Origin of the sequence: Kitasatospora sp. NBC_01300, assembly GCF_041435235.1 — a bacterium.
Taxonomy (GTDB): Bacteria; Actinomycetota; Actinomycetes; order Streptomycetales; family Streptomycetaceae; genus Kitasatospora.
Window position 1 is genome coordinate 4,172,720 of sequence record NZ_CP108408.1, and the last position, 15,965, is coordinate 4,188,684.

12 protein-coding genes, 1 tRNA gene and 1 other RNA gene are annotated in these 15,965 nt (G+C 73.8%); 8 read left to right on the forward strand and 6 right to left on the reverse strand.

The window, feature by feature from the left end:
- Positions 1–81 precede the first annotated feature (81 nt).
- Positions 82–2,502, forward strand: a complete 2,421-nt coding sequence (locus OG556_RS18690; protein ID WP_371518036.1) for a germacradienol/geosmin synthase — start codon at positions 82–84, stop codon at positions 2,500–2,502.
- A gap of 76 nt (positions 2,503–2,578) precedes the next feature.
- Here the strand turns inward: OG556_RS18690 and OG556_RS18695 are convergent, their stop codons facing one another.
- Both OG556_RS18695 and OG556_RS18700 read right to left on the reverse strand, forming a co-directional pair.
- On the reverse strand, positions 2,579–3,265 hold the full coding sequence (locus tag OG556_RS18695) for an ArsR/SmtB family transcription factor (RefSeq protein WP_371518037.1): 687 nt from the start codon (positions 3,263–3,265) through the stop codon (positions 2,579–2,581).
- A 155-nt stretch (positions 3,266–3,420) separates the two neighbouring features.
- Positions 3,421–4,173, reverse strand: coding sequence for a TetR/AcrR family transcriptional regulator (locus tag OG556_RS18700; protein ID WP_371518038.1), 753 nt, complete (start codon positions 4,171–4,173; stop codon positions 3,421–3,423).
- A gap of 232 nt (positions 4,174–4,405) precedes the next feature.
- Between OG556_RS18700 and OG556_RS18705 the strand changes: the two genes are divergently transcribed.
- Together OG556_RS18705 and OG556_RS18710 are read left to right on the forward strand one after the other, a co-directional pair.
- Entirely contained in the window at positions 4,406–5,932 is a 1,527-nt protein-coding gene (locus OG556_RS18705; protein ID WP_371518039.1) for an MFS transporter, read from the forward strand.
- Between the two features lie 205 nt (positions 5,933–6,137).
- Entirely contained in the window at positions 6,138–6,845 is a 708-nt protein-coding gene (locus tag OG556_RS18710) for a helix-turn-helix domain-containing protein (RefSeq protein WP_371518040.1), read from the forward strand.
- Between the two features lies 1 nt (position 6,846).
- Here OG556_RS18710 and OG556_RS18715 read toward each other — a convergent pair whose 3' ends face one another.
- The 4 genes from OG556_RS18715 to OG556_RS18730 all read right to left on the reverse strand — a co-directional run bounded on the left by OG556_RS18715 (position 6,847) and on the right by OG556_RS18730 (position 11,092).
- Positions 6,847–7,263 carry a VOC family protein gene (locus tag OG556_RS18715; protein ID WP_371518041.1) on the reverse strand — a complete coding sequence of 139 codons (417 nt, stop codon included), beginning with the start codon at positions 7,261–7,263 and terminating at the stop codon, positions 6,847–6,849.
- A 318-nt stretch (positions 7,264–7,581) separates the two neighbouring features.
- The gene (locus tag OG556_RS18720; protein WP_371518042.1) at positions 7,582–8,073 is read right to left on the reverse strand and encodes a hypothetical protein; all 492 of its coding nucleotides are present in this window, start codon (positions 8,071–8,073) and stop codon (positions 7,582–7,584) included.
- A 167-nt stretch (positions 8,074–8,240) separates the two neighbouring features.
- Positions 8,241–10,706: a helicase C-terminal domain-containing protein gene (locus OG556_RS18725; protein ID WP_371518043.1), complete on the reverse strand. Its 2,466-nt coding sequence runs from the start codon at positions 10,704–10,706 to the stop codon at positions 8,241–8,243.
- A gap of 301 nt (positions 10,707–11,007) precedes the next feature.
- Positions 11,008–11,092, reverse strand: a tRNA-Ser gene (locus OG556_RS18730).
- Positions 11,093–11,202: 110 nt separating this feature from the next.
- Between OG556_RS18730 and ffs the strand changes: the two genes are divergently transcribed.
- From ffs to OG556_RS18755, 5 genes are all read left to right on the forward strand, one after another.
- An RNA gene (ffs, locus tag OG556_RS18735) (signal recognition particle sRNA small type) lies at positions 11,203–11,293 on the forward strand.
- Between the two features lie 92 nt (positions 11,294–11,385).
- Entirely contained in the window at positions 11,386–13,575 is a 2,190-nt protein-coding gene (locus tag OG556_RS18740) for a DNA polymerase III subunit gamma and tau (protein ID WP_371518044.1), read from the forward strand.
- Positions 13,576–13,696: 121 nt separating this feature from the next.
- Positions 13,697–14,035: a YbaB/EbfC family nucleoid-associated protein gene (locus OG556_RS18745; protein WP_063348649.1), complete on the forward strand. Its 339-nt coding sequence runs from the start codon at positions 13,697–13,699 to the stop codon at positions 14,033–14,035.
- Positions 14,036–14,216: 181 nt separating this feature from the next.
- Complete coding sequence (gene recR / locus OG556_RS18750; RefSeq protein ID WP_350876365.1) at positions 14,217–14,816, forward strand: recombination mediator RecR; 600 nt, start codon at positions 14,217–14,219, stop codon at positions 14,814–14,816.
- Positions 14,809–15,558, forward strand: coding sequence for a DUF5063 domain-containing protein (locus OG556_RS18755; RefSeq protein ID WP_363623020.1), 750 nt, complete (start codon positions 14,809–14,811; stop codon positions 15,556–15,558). The genes recR and OG556_RS18755 overlap by 8 nt, the downstream gene beginning before the upstream one ends.
- Positions 15,559–15,965 lie beyond the last annotated feature (407 nt).

A 15,965-nucleotide genomic window follows, 5' to 3' on the forward strand; every position in this document is an offset into this window, starting at 1 on the left:
CTGTTTCTGTTGCGCCGGTGCTGCTACCCGCCGACGGGCCATTCTTGGTGCAATCGACGCGTCCAGAAAGGCTCGCCCGCCGTGACCCAGCCGTTCGAACTGCCGTCCTTCTACGTGCCGCACCCGGCACGCCTCAACCCCCACCTGGACGAGGCCCGGGCCCATTCCTCCGTCTGGGCACGGGAGATGGGCATGCTGGAGGGCTCCGGCATCTGGGACCAGGCCGACCTGGACGCCCATGACTACGGCCTGCTCTGCGCCTACACCCACCCCGACGCCTCCGCCGAGGCGCTCTCGCTGGTCACCGACTGGTACGTGTGGGTCTTCTTCTTCGACGACCACTTCCTCGACATGTTCAAGCGCACCAACGACCGCGAGGCCGGCAAGGCGCACCTCGACCGGCTGCCGCTGTTCATGCCGGCCGACCCGGCCACCCCGATGCCGGAGCCGGAGAACCCGGTCGAGGCGGGCCTGGCCGACCTGTGGCGGCGCACCGTGCCGGTGATGGGCGAGGACTGGCGGATCCGCTTCGCCGAGAGCACCCGCAACCTGCTCAACGAGTCGCTCTGGGAGCTCGCCAACATCAACGCCGGCCGGATCTCCAACCCGGTCGAGTACATCGAGATGCGCCGCAAGGTGGGCGGTGCGCCCTGGTCCGCCCAACTGGTCGAGTACGCGGCCGGCGCCGAGGTCCCGAAGGAGGTCTCCGGCTCGCGTGCGCTCCGGGTGCTGATGGACGCCTTCTCGGACGGCGTGCACCTGCGCAACGACATCTTCTCCTACCAGCGCGAGGTGGAGGACGAGGGTGAGCTGAGCAACGGCATCCTGGTGCTGGAGAAGTTCCTGGAGTGCTCCACCCAGGAGGCCGCCGAGGCGGTCAACGACCTGCTCACCTCGCGGCTCCAGCAGTTCGAGAACACCGTGTTCACCGAACTGCCCGTGCTGTTCGCCGAGACCGGGCTCGCCCCCGAGGGCCGCGCCCGGGTGCTGGCGTACGTCAAGGGCCTCCAGGACTGGCAGTCCGGCGGCCACGAGTGGCACATGCGTTCCAGCCGGTACATGAACGGCGGTGGTGCGGCGGCCGGTTCGGGCGGCCGCGTCGCGGCGGGAACGGGCGGCGCGCTGCCCGGCACCGGAAACTGGTGGGACCCGTTCGCGATCGCCGGGGTGGGCACCTCGGCGCTGGACATCCTGCGCAGCACGGCGATGGGCGGCGGTGGACCTGCGGCGGGCCAGGCCGGCCCGGGCGGCGTCGGACCGGCCGTCCGACGGGCCCGGTCGCATGGCCACGTGCCGTACCAGCCCGTCGGACCGTCCCGACTGCCCGAGTTCAAGCTGCCGTTCGAGGCCACGCTGAACCCGCACCTGGACGGCGCGCGGGAGCGGGTGATCGAGTGGGCCGAGCGGATGGGCCTGCTGGCGGAGCAGCCCGGCATCCCCGGATCCGGCATCTGGGACGCCGCGTCCATGCGGGACTACGACCTCCCGCTCTGCGCGGCCGGCATCCACCCGAACGCCACCGCCGACCAACTCGACATCTCCTCGGCCTGGTTGGCCTGGGGAACCTGGGCCGACGACTACTACCCGGTGGTCTTCGGACGCACCCGCGACCTGGCGGGCGCCAGGCTCGCCAACGAGCGGCTCCCGCTGTTCATGCCGGTGGACGGCAGCCCCGCGCCCGAGCCCGCCAACGCCCTGGAACGCGGCCTCGCCGACATCTGGGAGCGCACCGCCGGCCCGATGGCGGCGGACGCCCGGCGGAAGTTCCGCCAGACCGTCGAGGACATGACCGCGAGCTGGATCTGGGAGCTCAACAACCAGGTGCAGAACCGGATTCCGGACCCGGTGGACTACCTGGAGATGCGCCGCGCCACCTTCGGCTCCGACCTCACCATGAGCCTGTGCCGGCTCGCCCACGGGAAGGCCGTGCCGCCCGGGGTGCACGAGCACGGCTCGATGCGCTCGCTGGAGAACTCGGCCGCGGACTACGCGTGCATGCTGAACGACCTGTTCTCGTACCAGAAGGAGGTCGAGTACGAGGGCGAGGTGCACAACGCCGTCCTGGTGGTGCAGAACTTCTTCAACTGCGACTACCCGTCGGCGGTCCGGATCGTCGACGACCTGATGCACTCCCGGCTGGACCAGTTCCAGCACGTCGCGGCGAAGGAACTCCCCGTCCTGTACGACGACTTCGCGCTGGAGACGGAGGCGCGGGAGCTGCTGGACGGGTACGTGGAGGAGCTGGAGAACTGGCTCGCGGGCATCCTGGTCTGGCACCGGGGCTGCCGCCGGTACCGCGAGGAGGACCTGGTGCGGCACTTCGGCGCGGAGCGGGTGCTCAGGGCGGGGGCGGCGGTCGGGGACCTGCCCGGTCCCGCCGCCGTGCCCGCCTCCAGGCCTGCCGCCGTGCCGGTCGGCCCGACCGGGCTGGGCACGGCCTCGCTGCGCCCGCCGCTGGCCGGCGCGGCTCCGGCCGGCGGCGGGGTGGCGGCCCTGGGCTGACCGGTGGGCCGGCCGGTGGACGGGTGGACTGCTGGGCGGACCGGTGGACGGGTGGGCCGGCCGGTGGGCGGAGTGCTCAGAGCTCGACGCCGAGCAGCTCGCGCAGTGCGCGGCCGCCGTCCGGGGTGATCCGCAGGGCCCGGCCGGAGCCGATCCGCTCCACCCAGGAGCGCTCCAGCGCCGTCCGGCAGAGCGCCGCGCCCAACGCCCCGCCGAGGTGGCTGCGGCGCTCCGTCCAGTCCAGGCAGCTGCGCACCACCGGCCGCCCGCCCCGGCGGCCCGCCCGCTCGGGCAGCTCGATCGCCTGCGCGGCCAGCCAGGCCCGGCCGCGCCCGGTGACGGCGAGCCCGGCGTCGTCGGTGAGCAGGCCGCGGGCGAGCAGCGCGTCCGCGACGGCCACGCCGAGCCGGCCGGCCAGGTGGTCGTAGCAGGTGCGGGCGCGGGCCTCGGCGCTCTGCCGGGTGGCCTCGCGCAGGCCGTGCGGGGCGGGCCGGTCGCCCTGGCCGGCGAAGGCGGCGAGGTCCTCGATCAGGGCGGCGACCTCCGGGGTGGCCAGCCGGACGTACCGGTGTCGCCCTTGCCGTTCCTCGGCCAGCAGCCCGCCCGCGATCAGCCGCGACAGGTGCTCGCTGGCCGTGGACGGCGCGACGCCCGCGTGTCGGGCCAGCTCGCCGGCCGTCCAGGCGCGGCCGTCGAGCAGTGCGGTGCAGAACGCGGCGCGGGTCGGGTCGGCGAGCAGGGCGGCGAAGGCGGCGAGCGACATACCTCCATGGTCGCGCCGGCACGGTTCGGCGCGGGCCGAACCGTCGGCGGCGGTCGGTGGCGCGGTCGGCGAGGCGGCCGGCGGCGCGGTTGGCGCGCTTGGTCCGGGGTCGGGTTGCGCCGGGGTCCGGGCGTCGAGCTGGAAGTGATGCCCCGTCAACTGGCGTGTCGAGCCCGCTGGTTGGCCTCGATACCGTCCAGGATCAGTCGGACGCCGTTGGCGAAGCCGCTGTCGCGGGATCCCTCGGTCGCCTCGTCGACATCGGTGGTGTAGAGGCGGTGCAGGCGCGGGAAGTCCCGGGTGGCCTCGATGACGGCGGGCAGGAATTCGTCCATCCAGCCCTGCTCGTTCCGGCCGTGCCGGGCCAGTGTGCTCAGCCAGGCGGACTCCACGCTGGCCGTCCCGATGACGTAGCCGAGCAGGACCCCCATCGCGTCGTTGGCCTCCGTCGCGGTGAAGCCGGCTGCTTCCAGGAAGGTGAGCAGGGCCTCGGAGAGGCGCATCCAGTTGGGCCCGAAGTAGACGAGGCCGAGGTCGCCGAGCACCGACACCATCCACGGGTGGCGCAGGACGGTCTCGCGGACGCTGTCCGCGCACTCGGCGAGGGCGATGCGCCAGTCCGTCGGGTCCGTGTCGGCGACCGACGGGATCAGGACCTTGCCGAACACCTCGTCGACGATCAGGGCGAGCAGTTCGTCCTTGTTGGCGACGTGGGTGTACATCGAGGTGGCGCCGGCGTTGAGGCGGGCGCCGAGCTTGCGCATGCTCAGGGCTTCGATGCCGTCGCTGTCCAGGATGGCCAGGGCCTCCGCGACGATCTGGGTCCGGCTGAGCGCCGGCTGCTCGCGCCGGGGGCGCTCGGGGCGGCTCCACGGTGTCCCGGGCGCGTCCTTCGACCTGGCCGGCATCCGGCCCTCCTCTCGGTCTCGCCCGCCTGTGCTCGGCTCGGCTGCTCCGTTCAGCATAAGCCGCGCCGCACACCGTACGGCGTTGCGAACACCGTGCGGCCTCCGTACAGTGTGCGGTGTCCGCACGGTGTGCGGAGCGTGGCGCGCCGCGGCCGTGGGGACGGACCGCGGTGCGCCCGCGAGGACTTTCGTCCGGCTGCGGCCGGCGCGCTCACTTCGAAGGGGGACCGCGGTGGACCGTCAGCCGCGCCGCTGGCTCATCCTGGTCGTGCTCTGTCTCAGCAGCCTGGTGCTGGTGGTCGACAACATGGTGCTCACGGTGTCCATCCCGCAGATCGCGGCGGACCTCGGGGCCGGGGCCCAGGACATCCAGTGGATCATCGACTCGTACATCCTGGTCTTCGCCGGGCTGCTGCTCACCTCGGGCAGCCTCTCCGACCGGTTCGGCCGGCGGAAGGTGATGATCATCGGGCTGGTGGTGTTCGGCGCCGCCTCCCTGGTCGCCGCCGTCGCCGACAGCCCCGGCCAGCTCATCGCCGGACGCGTGCTGATGGGCGTGGGCGGAGCCCTGGTCATGCCGAGCACGCTCTCCATCCTGATCACCGTCTTCGACGCCGAGGAACGGCCCAAGGCGATCGCCGTGTGGAGCGCGGTGGCCATGACCGGCATGGTCGGCGGGCCGGTGCTCGGCGGCGCGCTGATCGCGCACTTCTGGTGGGGCGCGGTCTTCCTGCTCAACGTGCCGGTCACGGTGGTCGCCGTCATCGCGGCGGTCGTGCTGATGCCGGAGTCGAAGGGGCCGTGGCGCCGGCCCGACCTGCCCGGCATGGTGCTCTCGATGACCGGGATGACCGCGCTGGTCTGGTCGATCACCGTGCTGCCCCGGGACGGCATCACCAGCCCCGGCACGCTCGGCCCGCTCGTCGTCGGGGTGCTCGCGCTGACCGGGTTCGTCGTCCGCCAGATCCGGACCGACTCGCCGATGGTCCCGCTCAAGCTGTTCCGCAACCGGGTGTTCACCGGGGCCAGCTTCTCGCTCGTCCTGCTGACCTTCGCCACCGGCGGCCTGATGCTGGTCCTCACCCAGTACCTGCAGTTCGTGCTGAAGTTCTCGCCCACCGACACCGGCCTGGCGTTCCTCCCGCTGGCCGTCGCCTCGCTGGTGTTCAATGCCCTCGGCGCCGTGCTCAGCAAGAAGGCCGCCCCGCGGGTGACGACCTCGGTCGGAATGCTGGTCATCGCGGCCGGGTTCGGGCTGCTGGCCACGCTCTCGGTCGGCGACGGCTTCGCCAAGGTCGCCCTGGCCATGCTGGTGCTGGGCGCCGGCTCCGGCCTCGCGATGCCGGCCGCGTCCAACGCGCTGATGGGTGCGATCCCCGGCGAGCACGCCGGCGTCGGCTCCGCGCTCAACGACACCATCCAGCAGTCCGGTTCCGCGCTGGGCGTGGCCATCCTCGGCGCCGTCCTGTCCAGCACCTTCACCGGTTCGATGCCCGCCGACGCGCCCGCCGCCGGGAAGCACGCGATCACGGACGCGCTCGCCCTCGCCGCGAGCACCGGGGACGGCGGACTGGCCGCCGCTGCGCGGGACGCGTTCAACACCGCGGCCTCCGTCACCTTCACGGCGGGCGGGATCTCCGTCCTGGCGGCCGCGGGGCTGACCCTGGTGCTGATGCGGGACGGCCGGAAGGCCGCCCCGGCGGCGGCGGGCCCGGTCGAGGGCGCGGCGGAGGCGGGGGTCGTCCAGCGGGTGGGCTGAGCCTGCTCGGTCTGCTCTGCCCTGCCCTGCCCTGCCCTGCCCTGCTTGCCTGGCCCGGCTTGCCCTGCCTGGCCCGGCCCCGCCTCGGCCCCGCCCGCCTCGCGCGGTCGGGGCCGGCGGCGTGCCGTGGGCGTGCCGTGGGCGTGCCGCTGGTGTGTCGCAGGCCCCCGGCGACACACCGGCGGCGGCGCGTAGCCTGGGCCCCATGTCCCCCGAGTACGCGGAGCGGGCGTCGAGGCTGCCGGGAGCGGTCGTGTGGAGGCGCCGGGCCGTCGGGAGCACGGGCGGCGGCGCGGCCGGGCTCGTCCTGCCCGACGGCTGCATGGACCTGCTCTGGACCGAGGGCCGGCTCCTCGTCGCCGGGCCGGACACCCGCGCCTTCCAGCTCGGACCGGGGCTGCGCGGCCCGTGGGCGGGCGTCCGCCTCCCGCCCGGCGCCGCCCCCGCCCTGCTGGGCGTGCCCGCGTACGAACTGCGCGACCGGCGGGTCGACCTGGCAGACCTCCGGCCCGGCGCCGAGGTGCGCCGCCGTACCGGGCGCATCGACGCGGCGGCCGACCCGGCCGTGGCCCTGGAGGAGTTGGTGCTGCGCCTGGCGGTCGACGCGCGGCCGGTGGACCCGCTCGTCCGGGCGGTCGCCGATGCCCTGGCGGCCGGCCGTTCGGTCGCGGCGACCGCCGACTCGGTCGGCCTCGGCGCGCGGCAACTGCACCGCCGCTCACTGACCGCCTTCGGTTACGGCCCCAAGACCCTGGCCCGGATCCTCCGCCTGCAGCGCGCCCTCGCACTGGCCCGCTCCGGCGTGCCCCTCGCCGAGACGGCGGCCCGGACGGGCTACGCCGACCAGGCCCATCTGGCGCGTGACGTACGGGAGTTGGCGGGAGTGTCGGCGACCGCCCTGCTGCCGCGTTGACTCAGTCCGCAGCGCCCGGCAGTGGCGCGAACAGGTCGACGCCGTTGCCGTCCGGGTCGTGCACCACGGCGTACCGCTGGCCCCAGAAGGCGTCCCACGGCTTCAGCTCGCCGTGGTGCCCGGCGCCGACCAGGTCCTCGTAGACCGCGTCCACCTGGGCGGGGTCGGCGCACCGGAACGCCAGTGCCGTCCGGCCGCCGCCCGTCGGCGGACGCCAGTCCGGGTGGAACGAGCGGATGGTGGACTCGGGGTCGAGCGCCAGGCGCAGCCCGCCCGGCAGCACGGCCTCGACGTGCGGCTCCTGCTCGGCCCCGTCGGGGAACACGAGTCCGAGCCGCCGGTAGAAGGCGATCGAGGCGGCCAGGTCCGAGACGGCGAGGCCCACGACGGCGAACTGCGGTGCTGGTGTGCTGTTCATGACCGTCACGGTAGGCGGGCCCGGACGCCCCGTCTTGAACGAATCGGACGCCCGGCGCGGCCCGCCCCGGGCGTCCGCTGTCGTACGTCGCGCGGCGGCCGGAGCTGCTGCTGGCGTACTCCCCACTGCTTGGCGGCGCGTACTGCCGGCCCGACCGGCCGCTGGCCGAGAAGTGCCAGCGGCCGGTGGCGCAGGCCCAGTTGGCCGCCCTGGACCTGGTGCTCGACGAGGACCGGCGCCGGCGGCTGGACACCGCGGCCTGACCGCGGTGTCCGCCTCGAACCCGAACCGGCTGCGCGCCGTCAGCCCTGGACGCCGTCAGCCCTCGGCGCGGACCGCCCGCCACCGGTTGGCGGTGGTCTCGCTCACCGTGTAGAAGAACTCCGACTTGAACTCGGCCCCGTCACTGAGTGCCTCCACCCAGCTCATCGGCCAGTTCCGCCGGCCGTAGTGCTTGTGTACGACCCGGGTGAACGCGGACAGCACGCCGCGCAGCCGCTTCCGGTCCACGTCGAGCGCCTCGACCAGGGACGTGTAACTCACCCGCTCGCCGGGCTGCTTCGCCAGGATGTCGAGCACCCCGGTCACCGCCTGCACCGAGTCCAGCGGGTCGGCCGTCAGCCGCCGCAGATCCTGCACGGTCCACTCGACGAACGGCCACTCGCCGTCCTCCTGCGGCCCCCCCTCGGCCGACGCCGCCACCGCGGCCCCCGCAGCGGCCCCCGAGAGCTCCGCGAGGAACGCGTACACCTGCGTGACGTACTGAGCCGGCACCGGCACCGAGATGAACTGCTGGTTGTCCTGCGTCATGTTTCTTCCCCTCCGACGTGTCGCCTGTCTGGCGGCAGGACAGATACTTGCATGCCGCATGTCCGGGTGTCCAGGTATTAACCTGGACTAATTCCGAGACTAAAGCCTGGTTAGTCTCTCTCGCGGCCCGCACGCGTGGGCCGCGCGTGGGCCGCCCCCGCCCCGGGCTACGCGGGCATCACCCCGTGGATGCGGGAGAGGGTGAAGACGCGCTCGTCGTCCCGCAGATGGCACCAGGCGTTGAGGTAGGGGGCGTCCAGTGCGAGCCGGCTGAGGGTGCGGACGGTCGCGTTGCCCGAGGTGGCGACGTACTCGATGGTGACCGCCCGGCCGTCGTCGACGGCGTGGGCGAGCTGGCGGACATCGGCGAAGGACAGCTTGCGCGCGTGTCCGGCGATGACCTCCTCGGTGCCGCTGCCGTAGGGGCGGTCGTCGTCCCCTGGGCCGGGCTCCGGGGCGCCCTGCGCGACGGCCCGCAGCCGGGCGGCGAGGGCGCCCAGGTCGGCGGCCGTCCCGGCCCCGGCTGCCCGGTCCTGCGTCCGTAGTGGCCGGGACCGGCCGCCGGGCGGGCGCGGGGGCGGGACCGGGTTCGCCGCGCGGGGACGCTGGGCCCGCTCGATGCGGACGGACCCGTCGGGGGCCTCGGCAACGGGGGCGTAGCCCGCGGACCGCAGCGCCGCGAGCGTCTGCTCCGGCGGGGTCCGGCTGATCAGCACGGTCGGCGCCAGTTGCCGCAGGCCGAGTCGGCTGAGCGTGCGGTGGGCGGCCAGTTCGGCCAGGAGGGCGGGCTCTGCACCGTGGATCACACAGGCGGCGGAGACGACGCGCACCCGGCCGTGGCTGCGTGCGGTGTCGTGGATCAGGTAGGAGAGCGGCTGCGGAAGCGGCCCGACGGCGAAGGCGGCCAGTTCGGCCGTGATCGCGTCCGGGGTGGAGCCCGCGTCGAGGGCGCGCCGCACGCTGCCCGGGCCGAACCGCCATACGGACGCCGTACCGGCCGTCTCCCGGTCCGCGACGGAATCCAGCAGGGTGACGAGGGCCGCCGACGGCGTTCCGGCGACCACGGCCGTGAGATCGCTGCCGAAGCGGGCGGTCCCGGTGGCGGCGGGCAGCAGGTGTCGACAGGTGTCCTCCAGCGCCCGGACGTCATCGGCGAGCAGGGCGGCCCCGATCGGGGACAGAGCCCCGAGGGCGAGCACGCCGAGCAGTTCCGATTCGCGGATCAGAGTGGCGAACGGGGCCGCGTCCTGGGGGAGTTCGTCGACGAGCGGGCGGTGCCACCCGATCAGCGGCCCCAGGTCCGCCGGGTCCGCCGCGCCCTCGCCCGCCGGGAGCCGGGACGCGGCGGTGAGCAGTCCGTGCCGGGCCTGGACGCAGCCCTCGCAAGGCGGCGGCCCTGCGAGGGCCGGCAGCGCCTTCCCGTCCTCGTCGCGGCTCCCGCCGGGGGTCAGCGGGAGTGTCCACCAGGCCCGGAGGAGCACGGCGAGTTGGTCGGCCGGTTCCTCCTCGGACCAGGCGTCGTAGGCCGCGGTCGCCGCGACCCGATCACCGTCCCGGGCCAACAACCCGGCTGCGGCCGCCGTCTCCAACGCGAGGCGCACCACGATCTCGTCGCACTTCGCCGCCTTGCCGATCCGGGACAGTTCGCGGGCACCGATCCCGCCGGCCTTCAGCCGGGCCGGGGGAGTGGCGGCGCACACCCGCAGGACGGAGGCGGCGTGGGCGGCGAAAGCCGGTGCGGCCGCCGCCGCTTCCCGTTCGATCCTCGCAGCGGTCACGGGGACCGACCGCACGGCGGGCGGAGCGGGTGTGAAGGGGGCGTGCCAGCCGGGGCCGCGCAGCGTGAGTGCCACCTCGGCGGGCATCCGGGCCTGGCCGTACCAGTGGCGGCCACGGATCAGCAGCCCCCGTTCCAGCGCCCATCGTTCGCCCGGCGCGGAATCGGACCGAGGAGTCCCGAACATGAGGAATCCAGGCTGCTCCGGTGCCCGACTCGCCTGCCGTTCAAGGAGTTTCCGGGTGGCCGCGGGTGCCCCGGCCAACAGCGCGGCGACCCGGGCCGGGTCGCTGTGATGGTCGATCAGCGCCGCCAGCCGCTTCTGCTTGCTGTTGCCGGCAGGCTTGATGCCGAGTGCTGCCAACATGCGGCCCAGTTCGTCCGAGGTGGTGTCCGCCAGCAACTGCGCCAGCCGCGGGCCCAAACCCAGCGGCGTGTTCCACGCCTGCCGCAGCGGCGCCGCCACGCGCAGCAGCCCGGCGCCGTCCGGCCACACCAGCGCGCGATCGGCCAGCGCCTCCAGAGCCGCCTCCAGGCCGCGAGCACGCTCCCCGTCCGTCGCGTCCAGGAGGCCGGCCAAGGCGTCCCGCGAGGTCGGTGTGAGCGCGGCCAGCGCCTCGGCCACCTGGAGGTGCGGCAGCACGAGCCGGGGCAGCGCCAGCGCCACCGATGCCGGCCGCTGAAGGCGGTCCGCCAGTTCACCGACCGACCGCGGCTCCGGAGCCGACGCCGCGTCCGGGCGCGCCGCCAGGACCCGCTCCAGCGCCGGGATGTCGAGCCCGTGCAACCACGCGGCCAGGGTCGACCCGATTGCCTTGCTGATGGAGACCACCTCACCGACTGGGAGAAACACCATCCAGTCCCGGCGCAGGCCGGGGAACTCAAGAATGGCGCATCACGGACAGGCGGAAGCCCCTTCCGGCCGTCGCCGCCCGTTGCGGTCAGCGGAGGACGTCCAGGAAGTCGGTGGCGTCGTCGACACCACCACGGCGGCGGCGACCACGCCGCCCCGCCACCTCGTGCGCGAAGAGTGAAGTCTCATAACTCGAAGTCATGTAGCGGTCGAACCGCCCAGCGCGCGGAGTCCGCCCGGCAGTGTCCCGCATCGCGAAACGACGAAGGCCCGGACCGTTGAAACGGTCCGGGCCTTCTGCCGGCGGAGGATACGAGATTCGAACTCGTGAGGGGTTGCCCCCAACACGCTTTCCAAGCGTGCGCCCTAGGCCTCTAGGCGAATCCTCCGTGGGAGAGCTTAGTACATGTTCGGGGGTGCTCGCGACCAGCGATCCCGTAGGCCGGAGGGTGGGGTTGCCTGTGGATCGTCGGGGCTCGGATCCGGTAGTGTGGGGGTCAGCCCCTCGTGTGGCGTCATCTCTCTGAACCCCCCCAGGGCCGGAAGGCAGCAAGGGTAAGAGGGCTCTGGCGGGTGCACGGGGGGTCTTTGCGTTCCCGGGCGGTTCGCCGGGGGGCGGTGGGGGACGGCGGCGAGGCGAGGGGCGACGCGTTTGTCGGTGCGTCCCGATATCGTCGGGGGTGTGTCCCTAGCCCTGTACCGCCGCTACCGCCCCGAGACCTTCGCGGAGGTCATCGGGCAGGAGCACGTGACCGCTCCGCTCCAGCAGGCCCTGCGTAACAACAGGGTCAACCACGCGTACCTGTTCAGCGGGCCGCGCGGCTGCGGGAAGACGACGAGTGCGCGCATCCTGGCCCGCTGTCTGAACTGTGAACAGGGGCCGACGCCGACGCCCTGCGGGGAGTGCCAGTCCTGTCGCGACCTCGCGACCGGCGGGCCCGGCTCGATCGACGTGATCGAGATCGACGCGGCCTCGCACGGTGGTGTGGACGACGCGCGCGAGCTGCGGGAGCGGGCGTTCTTCGCGCCGGTCCACAGCCGCTACAAGATCTTCATCCTGGACGAGGCGCACATGGTGACCTCGGCCGGGTTCAACGCGCTGCTCAAGGTGGTCGAGGAGCCTCCGGAGCACCTCAAGTTCATCTTCGCGACCACGGAGCCGGAGAAGGTGATCGGGACGATCCGGTCCCGGACGCACCACTACCCGTTCCGGCTGGTCCCGCCGGGCACGCTGCGCGACTACCTGGCGGAGGTCTGCGGCCGGGAGGGCATCCAGGTCGAGGACTCGGTGTTCCCGCTGGTGGTCCGGGCCGGGGCCGGGTCGGTGCGTGACTCGATGTCGGTCATGGACCAGCTGCTGGCCGGCGCCGCCGAGGGCGGTGTGACGTACCAGATGGCGACCTCGCTGCTCGGGTACACCGACTCGGCGCTGCTGGACGAGGTGGTGGACGCCTTCGGCGCGCACGACGGGGCGACGGTGTTCCAGGTGATCGACCGGGTGGTCGAGGGCGGGCACGACCCGCGCCGCTTCGTCGCCGACCTGCTGGAGCGGCTGCGCGACCTGGTGATCCTGGCCACCGTGCCGGAGGCGGGGGAGAAGGGGCTGATCGACGCCCCGGCGGACCGGGTCGCGATCATGCAGGCGCAGGCGGACGCGTTCGGCTCGGCGGAGCTGAGCCGGGCGGCGGACATCGTCAACACCGGGCTGACCGAGATGCGCGGCAACGCGGCGCCGAGGCTGCAGCTGGAGCTGATCTGCGCCCGGGTGATGCTGCCGGGCGCGTACAGCGACGAGCTGTCGTTGCAGGCGCGGCTGGACAAGCTGGAGCGCCGGGCGGCGGCGGGCGGGTTCGCCGCGCCGATGCCGATGGCGGCTGGGGTGCCGGTGGCGGCGCCCATGGCCGCGCCTGCGCCGGTGGCGGAGGCCGCCCCGGTGCAGGCCGCGCCGGTGCAGGCCGCGCCGGTCGTGGCGGCTCCTGCGGCTGCCCCCGCACCGGCAGCCCCCGCCGCACCCGCAGCCCCCGCGCCGGGTGCCTGGCCGATCCCGCGCAGCTTCCCGCCGGCGGGCGGAGCCCCGGCCGCGGCCCCCGCGCCGCAGCCGCAGCCGCAGGCCCAGGCCGCCGAGGCCGTCGAGGCCGCCCCGGCCCCGGTGTCCGCCCCCGCCCCTGCCCCCGCCCCCGCGGCGCCCGCGCCCGCCCCGGCCGGGCAGCCCGCCGAGCCGGCGTCGGCCGCCGCGCAGCAGGGCGCGGCGCAGGTCCGGCAGCTGTGGCCGCAGATCCTGGAGGCGGTGAAGAACCGCCGCCGCTTCACCTGGATCCTGCTCAGCCAGAACGGCCAGGTGGCCGGGTTCGACGGCAGCGTGCTCCAGGTGTCCTTCATCAACGCGGGCGCCCGGGACAGCTTCGTCGGCAGCAACAGCGACGACGTGCTGCGCCAGGCGCTGACCGACGCGCTGGGTGTGGACTGGCGGATCGAGTGCATCGTCGACCCGTCCGGGGGCGGTTCCCTCGGCGGCGGTACGGCCATCGGCGGCGGTGGCCTGGGCGGCGCCGCTCCGAGCGGTGGCGGCTGGGGGGCCCCGGCCCGTCCGGCGGCCGCCGCGCCGCCGGTGTCGGCTCCGGCTCCGGTGCCCGCGCCGGTCCGGTCGCAGCCGTCCCCGCAGGTGCAGGCCGCCCCGGCGCCCGCGCCGGTCCAGGCCCCGCCGCCGGTGGCCGCGCCGCCGGCCCGTCCGGTGCGCGCGGTGGCGCCGGAGGACGACATCCCGGAGGAGGACGACCCGGACCTCAACGAGGAGGCGTTCTCCGGTCAGGAGCTGATCATCCGGGAGCTGGGCGCGACGGTTCTGGAGGAGATCCACCACCGCGGCAACTGAGCGACGGCCCGCCCCGGCAGCACGTAGGCTCGGCCGTGACGACGCGAGCGGGACTGCAAGCGGACGCGACCGCAGGCAGGACGGCGACGCAGGACAGCAAGCACGAAGCGAGGAGTGAGCCGTGTTCCCCGGTGGTGGCCAGCCCAACATGCAGCAGCTGCTGAAGCAGGCGCAGAAGATGCAGCAGGATCTCGCGCAGGCGCAGCAGGAGCTGGCGGAGACGAAGGTGAGCGGTTCGGCGGGCGGTGGCCTGGTCGAGGCCACGGTGACCGGTGCCGGCGAGCTGGTGGCGCTGACCATCGCCCCGGCGGCCGTCGACCCGGAGGACACCGAGACCCTGGCCGACCTGGTCCTGGCGGCCGTGCGGGACGCCAACCAGTCGGCGCAGAAGATGCAGGCCGAGCGCATGGGCCCGCTGACCCAGGGCCTGGGCGGGGGCATCCCCGGTCTGCCGTTCTGACCTGGGGGAGCTTCCGGACGGGGGCTCCGACCAGACAGGTCTGAGGTCCTGAAGTTCTGAAGTTCAGACAACGGACCCATGTGATTTATGTGGGAGTCGGGCGTCGGGCGGTGTGTCCGGCGCCCGATTCGTTGGATGATGGCACCGGAGCACCACCGACCATCCGAGGGAAGGCGCGACGTTGTACGAGGGCGTGGTTCAGGACCTGATCGACGAACTGGGCAGGCTGCCCGGCGTCGGGCCCAAGAGCGCCCAGCGGATCGCCTTCCACATCCTGCAGTCCGACCCGACCGACGTGCGCCGCCTCGCGCACGCGCTGCTGGAGGTCAAGGACAAGGTCCGGTTCTGCGCGGTCTGCGGCAACGTCGCGGAAGCCGAGCAGTGCCGGGTCTGCCTGGACCCGCGCCGCGACCTCGGCGTCATCTGCGTGGTCGAGGAGTCCAAGGACGTCGTCGCCATCGAGCGCACCCGCGAGTTCCGCGGCCGCTACCACGTGCTGGGCGGCGCGATCAGCCCCATCGAGGGCGTCGGCCCGGACGACCTGCGGATCCGCGAGCTGCTGGCGCGCCTCGCGGACGGCACGGTCACCGAGCTGATCCTGGCCACCGACCCCAACCTGGAGGGGGAGGCGACCGCCACCTATCTGGCCCGGCTCTGCAAGCCGATGGGCCTGAAGGTGACCCGGCTGGCGAGCGGCCTGCCCGTCGGCGGGGATCTGGAGTACGCGGACGAGGTCACCCTCGGTCGCGCCTTCGAAGGGAGACGACTTCTCGATGTCTGACCGGACGCTCGACCAGCAGCCCCACACGCCCCACCAGCCGTCCCACGGGCAGGCCCACCAGCCGGCCCCCGGACAGCCGCACGGGGAGCCGCAGAGCCACACCCCGCACATCCACGCGCACGGTTCGGAGCCGGACGACTTCGCCGTGCAGATCGCCGACTCGGTGGAGAGCTTCGTGCTCGCCGTCACCGAGGTCGCCAAGGGCGACGAGCCGGGCAGCGCGGTCTCGCTGCTGCTCCTGGAGGTCTCGCAGCTGCTGCTGGCCGGTGGCCGGCTGGGCGCCATCGAGGACGTCGTCCCGGAGGACCGCTTCGAGCCCGACGCCGGGCCGGAGCCGGACGGCGAGCAGCTGCGCGAGCGGCTGGCCGAGCTGCTCGCGCCGATCGACGTCTACCACGAGGTCTTCGACCCGTACGGCCCGCCGGAGAAGCCGAACGCCTTCCGGATCTCGGACGACCTGGCCGGCGTGGTCGGCGAGCTGCAGCACGGGCTGACCCACTACCGCGAGGGCCGGGTCAGCGAGGCGCTGTGGTGGTGGCAGTTCTCGTACCTCTCCAACTGGGGCACGACCTGCACGGCGGTGCTGCGGGCGCTGCAGTCGCTGATCGCGCACGTCCGGCTGGACAGTCCGATCGGCGCGGTGCCGGACGGCGCCGACACCGACGACGACGGGCTCACCGACGAGCAGCTGGAGCAGCAGGCCGGTGACCTGATGGCGGCGGAGCTGGGTCTCGGGCGGTAGTACCGCCCTCCGGCGCCCGTGCCGTTCCGGCACGCCTGTGCGATTCCGGTACGTCCGCGCGATTCCGGCACGCCCGAACGCCGCCCCGGCGCGCGCCGTTTTTCGGTGCGCCCCCGGTGGTCGTCGACCGGGCATCGCCCCGGCATCGGCCGGTCGTCGGCTGATTGTGACGAATGCCTCAGCATTTCGCGCGGAAAAGAAATCCCGCCGGATCACCGTCCGTTGATCCGCCGATTCTTCGGGGCGGTGGCGAATTGCCCGCAGACCTGCCGGTGGTACCGACCGTTCCGCCGACCACCTGCTGAAACGGGCGTCTCATCATATGGAAAGCGCCGGTTGTGTCACCCCTGCTCGGTAGACTGGCGCCGACCGCACAGCCCCTTTTCCCCGGGGGTGCGGGGGCCTGG

Excerpts from the sequence above, each read along its gene's own strand:
- OG556_RS18695 (WP_371518037.1), bottom strand. The coding sequence starts at position 3,265 with ATGTCGCTCGCCGCCTTCGCCGCCCTGCTCGCCGACCCGACCCGCGCC.
- OG556_RS18700 (WP_371518038.1), bottom strand. The coding sequence starts at position 4,173 with ATGCCGGCCAGGTCGAAGGACGCGCCCGGGACACCGTGGAGCCGCCCC.
- OG556_RS18710 (WP_371518040.1), top strand. The coding sequence starts at position 6,138 with ATGTCCCCCGAGTACGCGGAGCGGGCGTCGAGGCTGCCGGGAGCGGTC.
- OG556_RS18715 (WP_371518041.1), bottom strand. The coding sequence starts at position 7,263 with ATGAACAGCACACCAGCACCGCAGTTCGCCGTCGTGGGCCTCGCCGTC.
- OG556_RS18720 (WP_371518042.1), bottom strand. The coding sequence starts at position 8,073 with ATGACGCAGGACAACCAGCAGTTCATCTCGGTGCCGGTGCCGGCTCAG.
- OG556_RS18725 (WP_371518043.1), bottom strand. The coding sequence starts at position 10,706 with ATGGTGTTTCTCCCAGTCGGTGAGGTGGTCTCCATCAGCAAGGCAATC.
- OG556_RS18755 (WP_363623020.1), top strand. The coding sequence starts at position 14,809 with ATGTCTGACCGGACGCTCGACCAGCAGCCCCACACGCCCCACCAGCCG.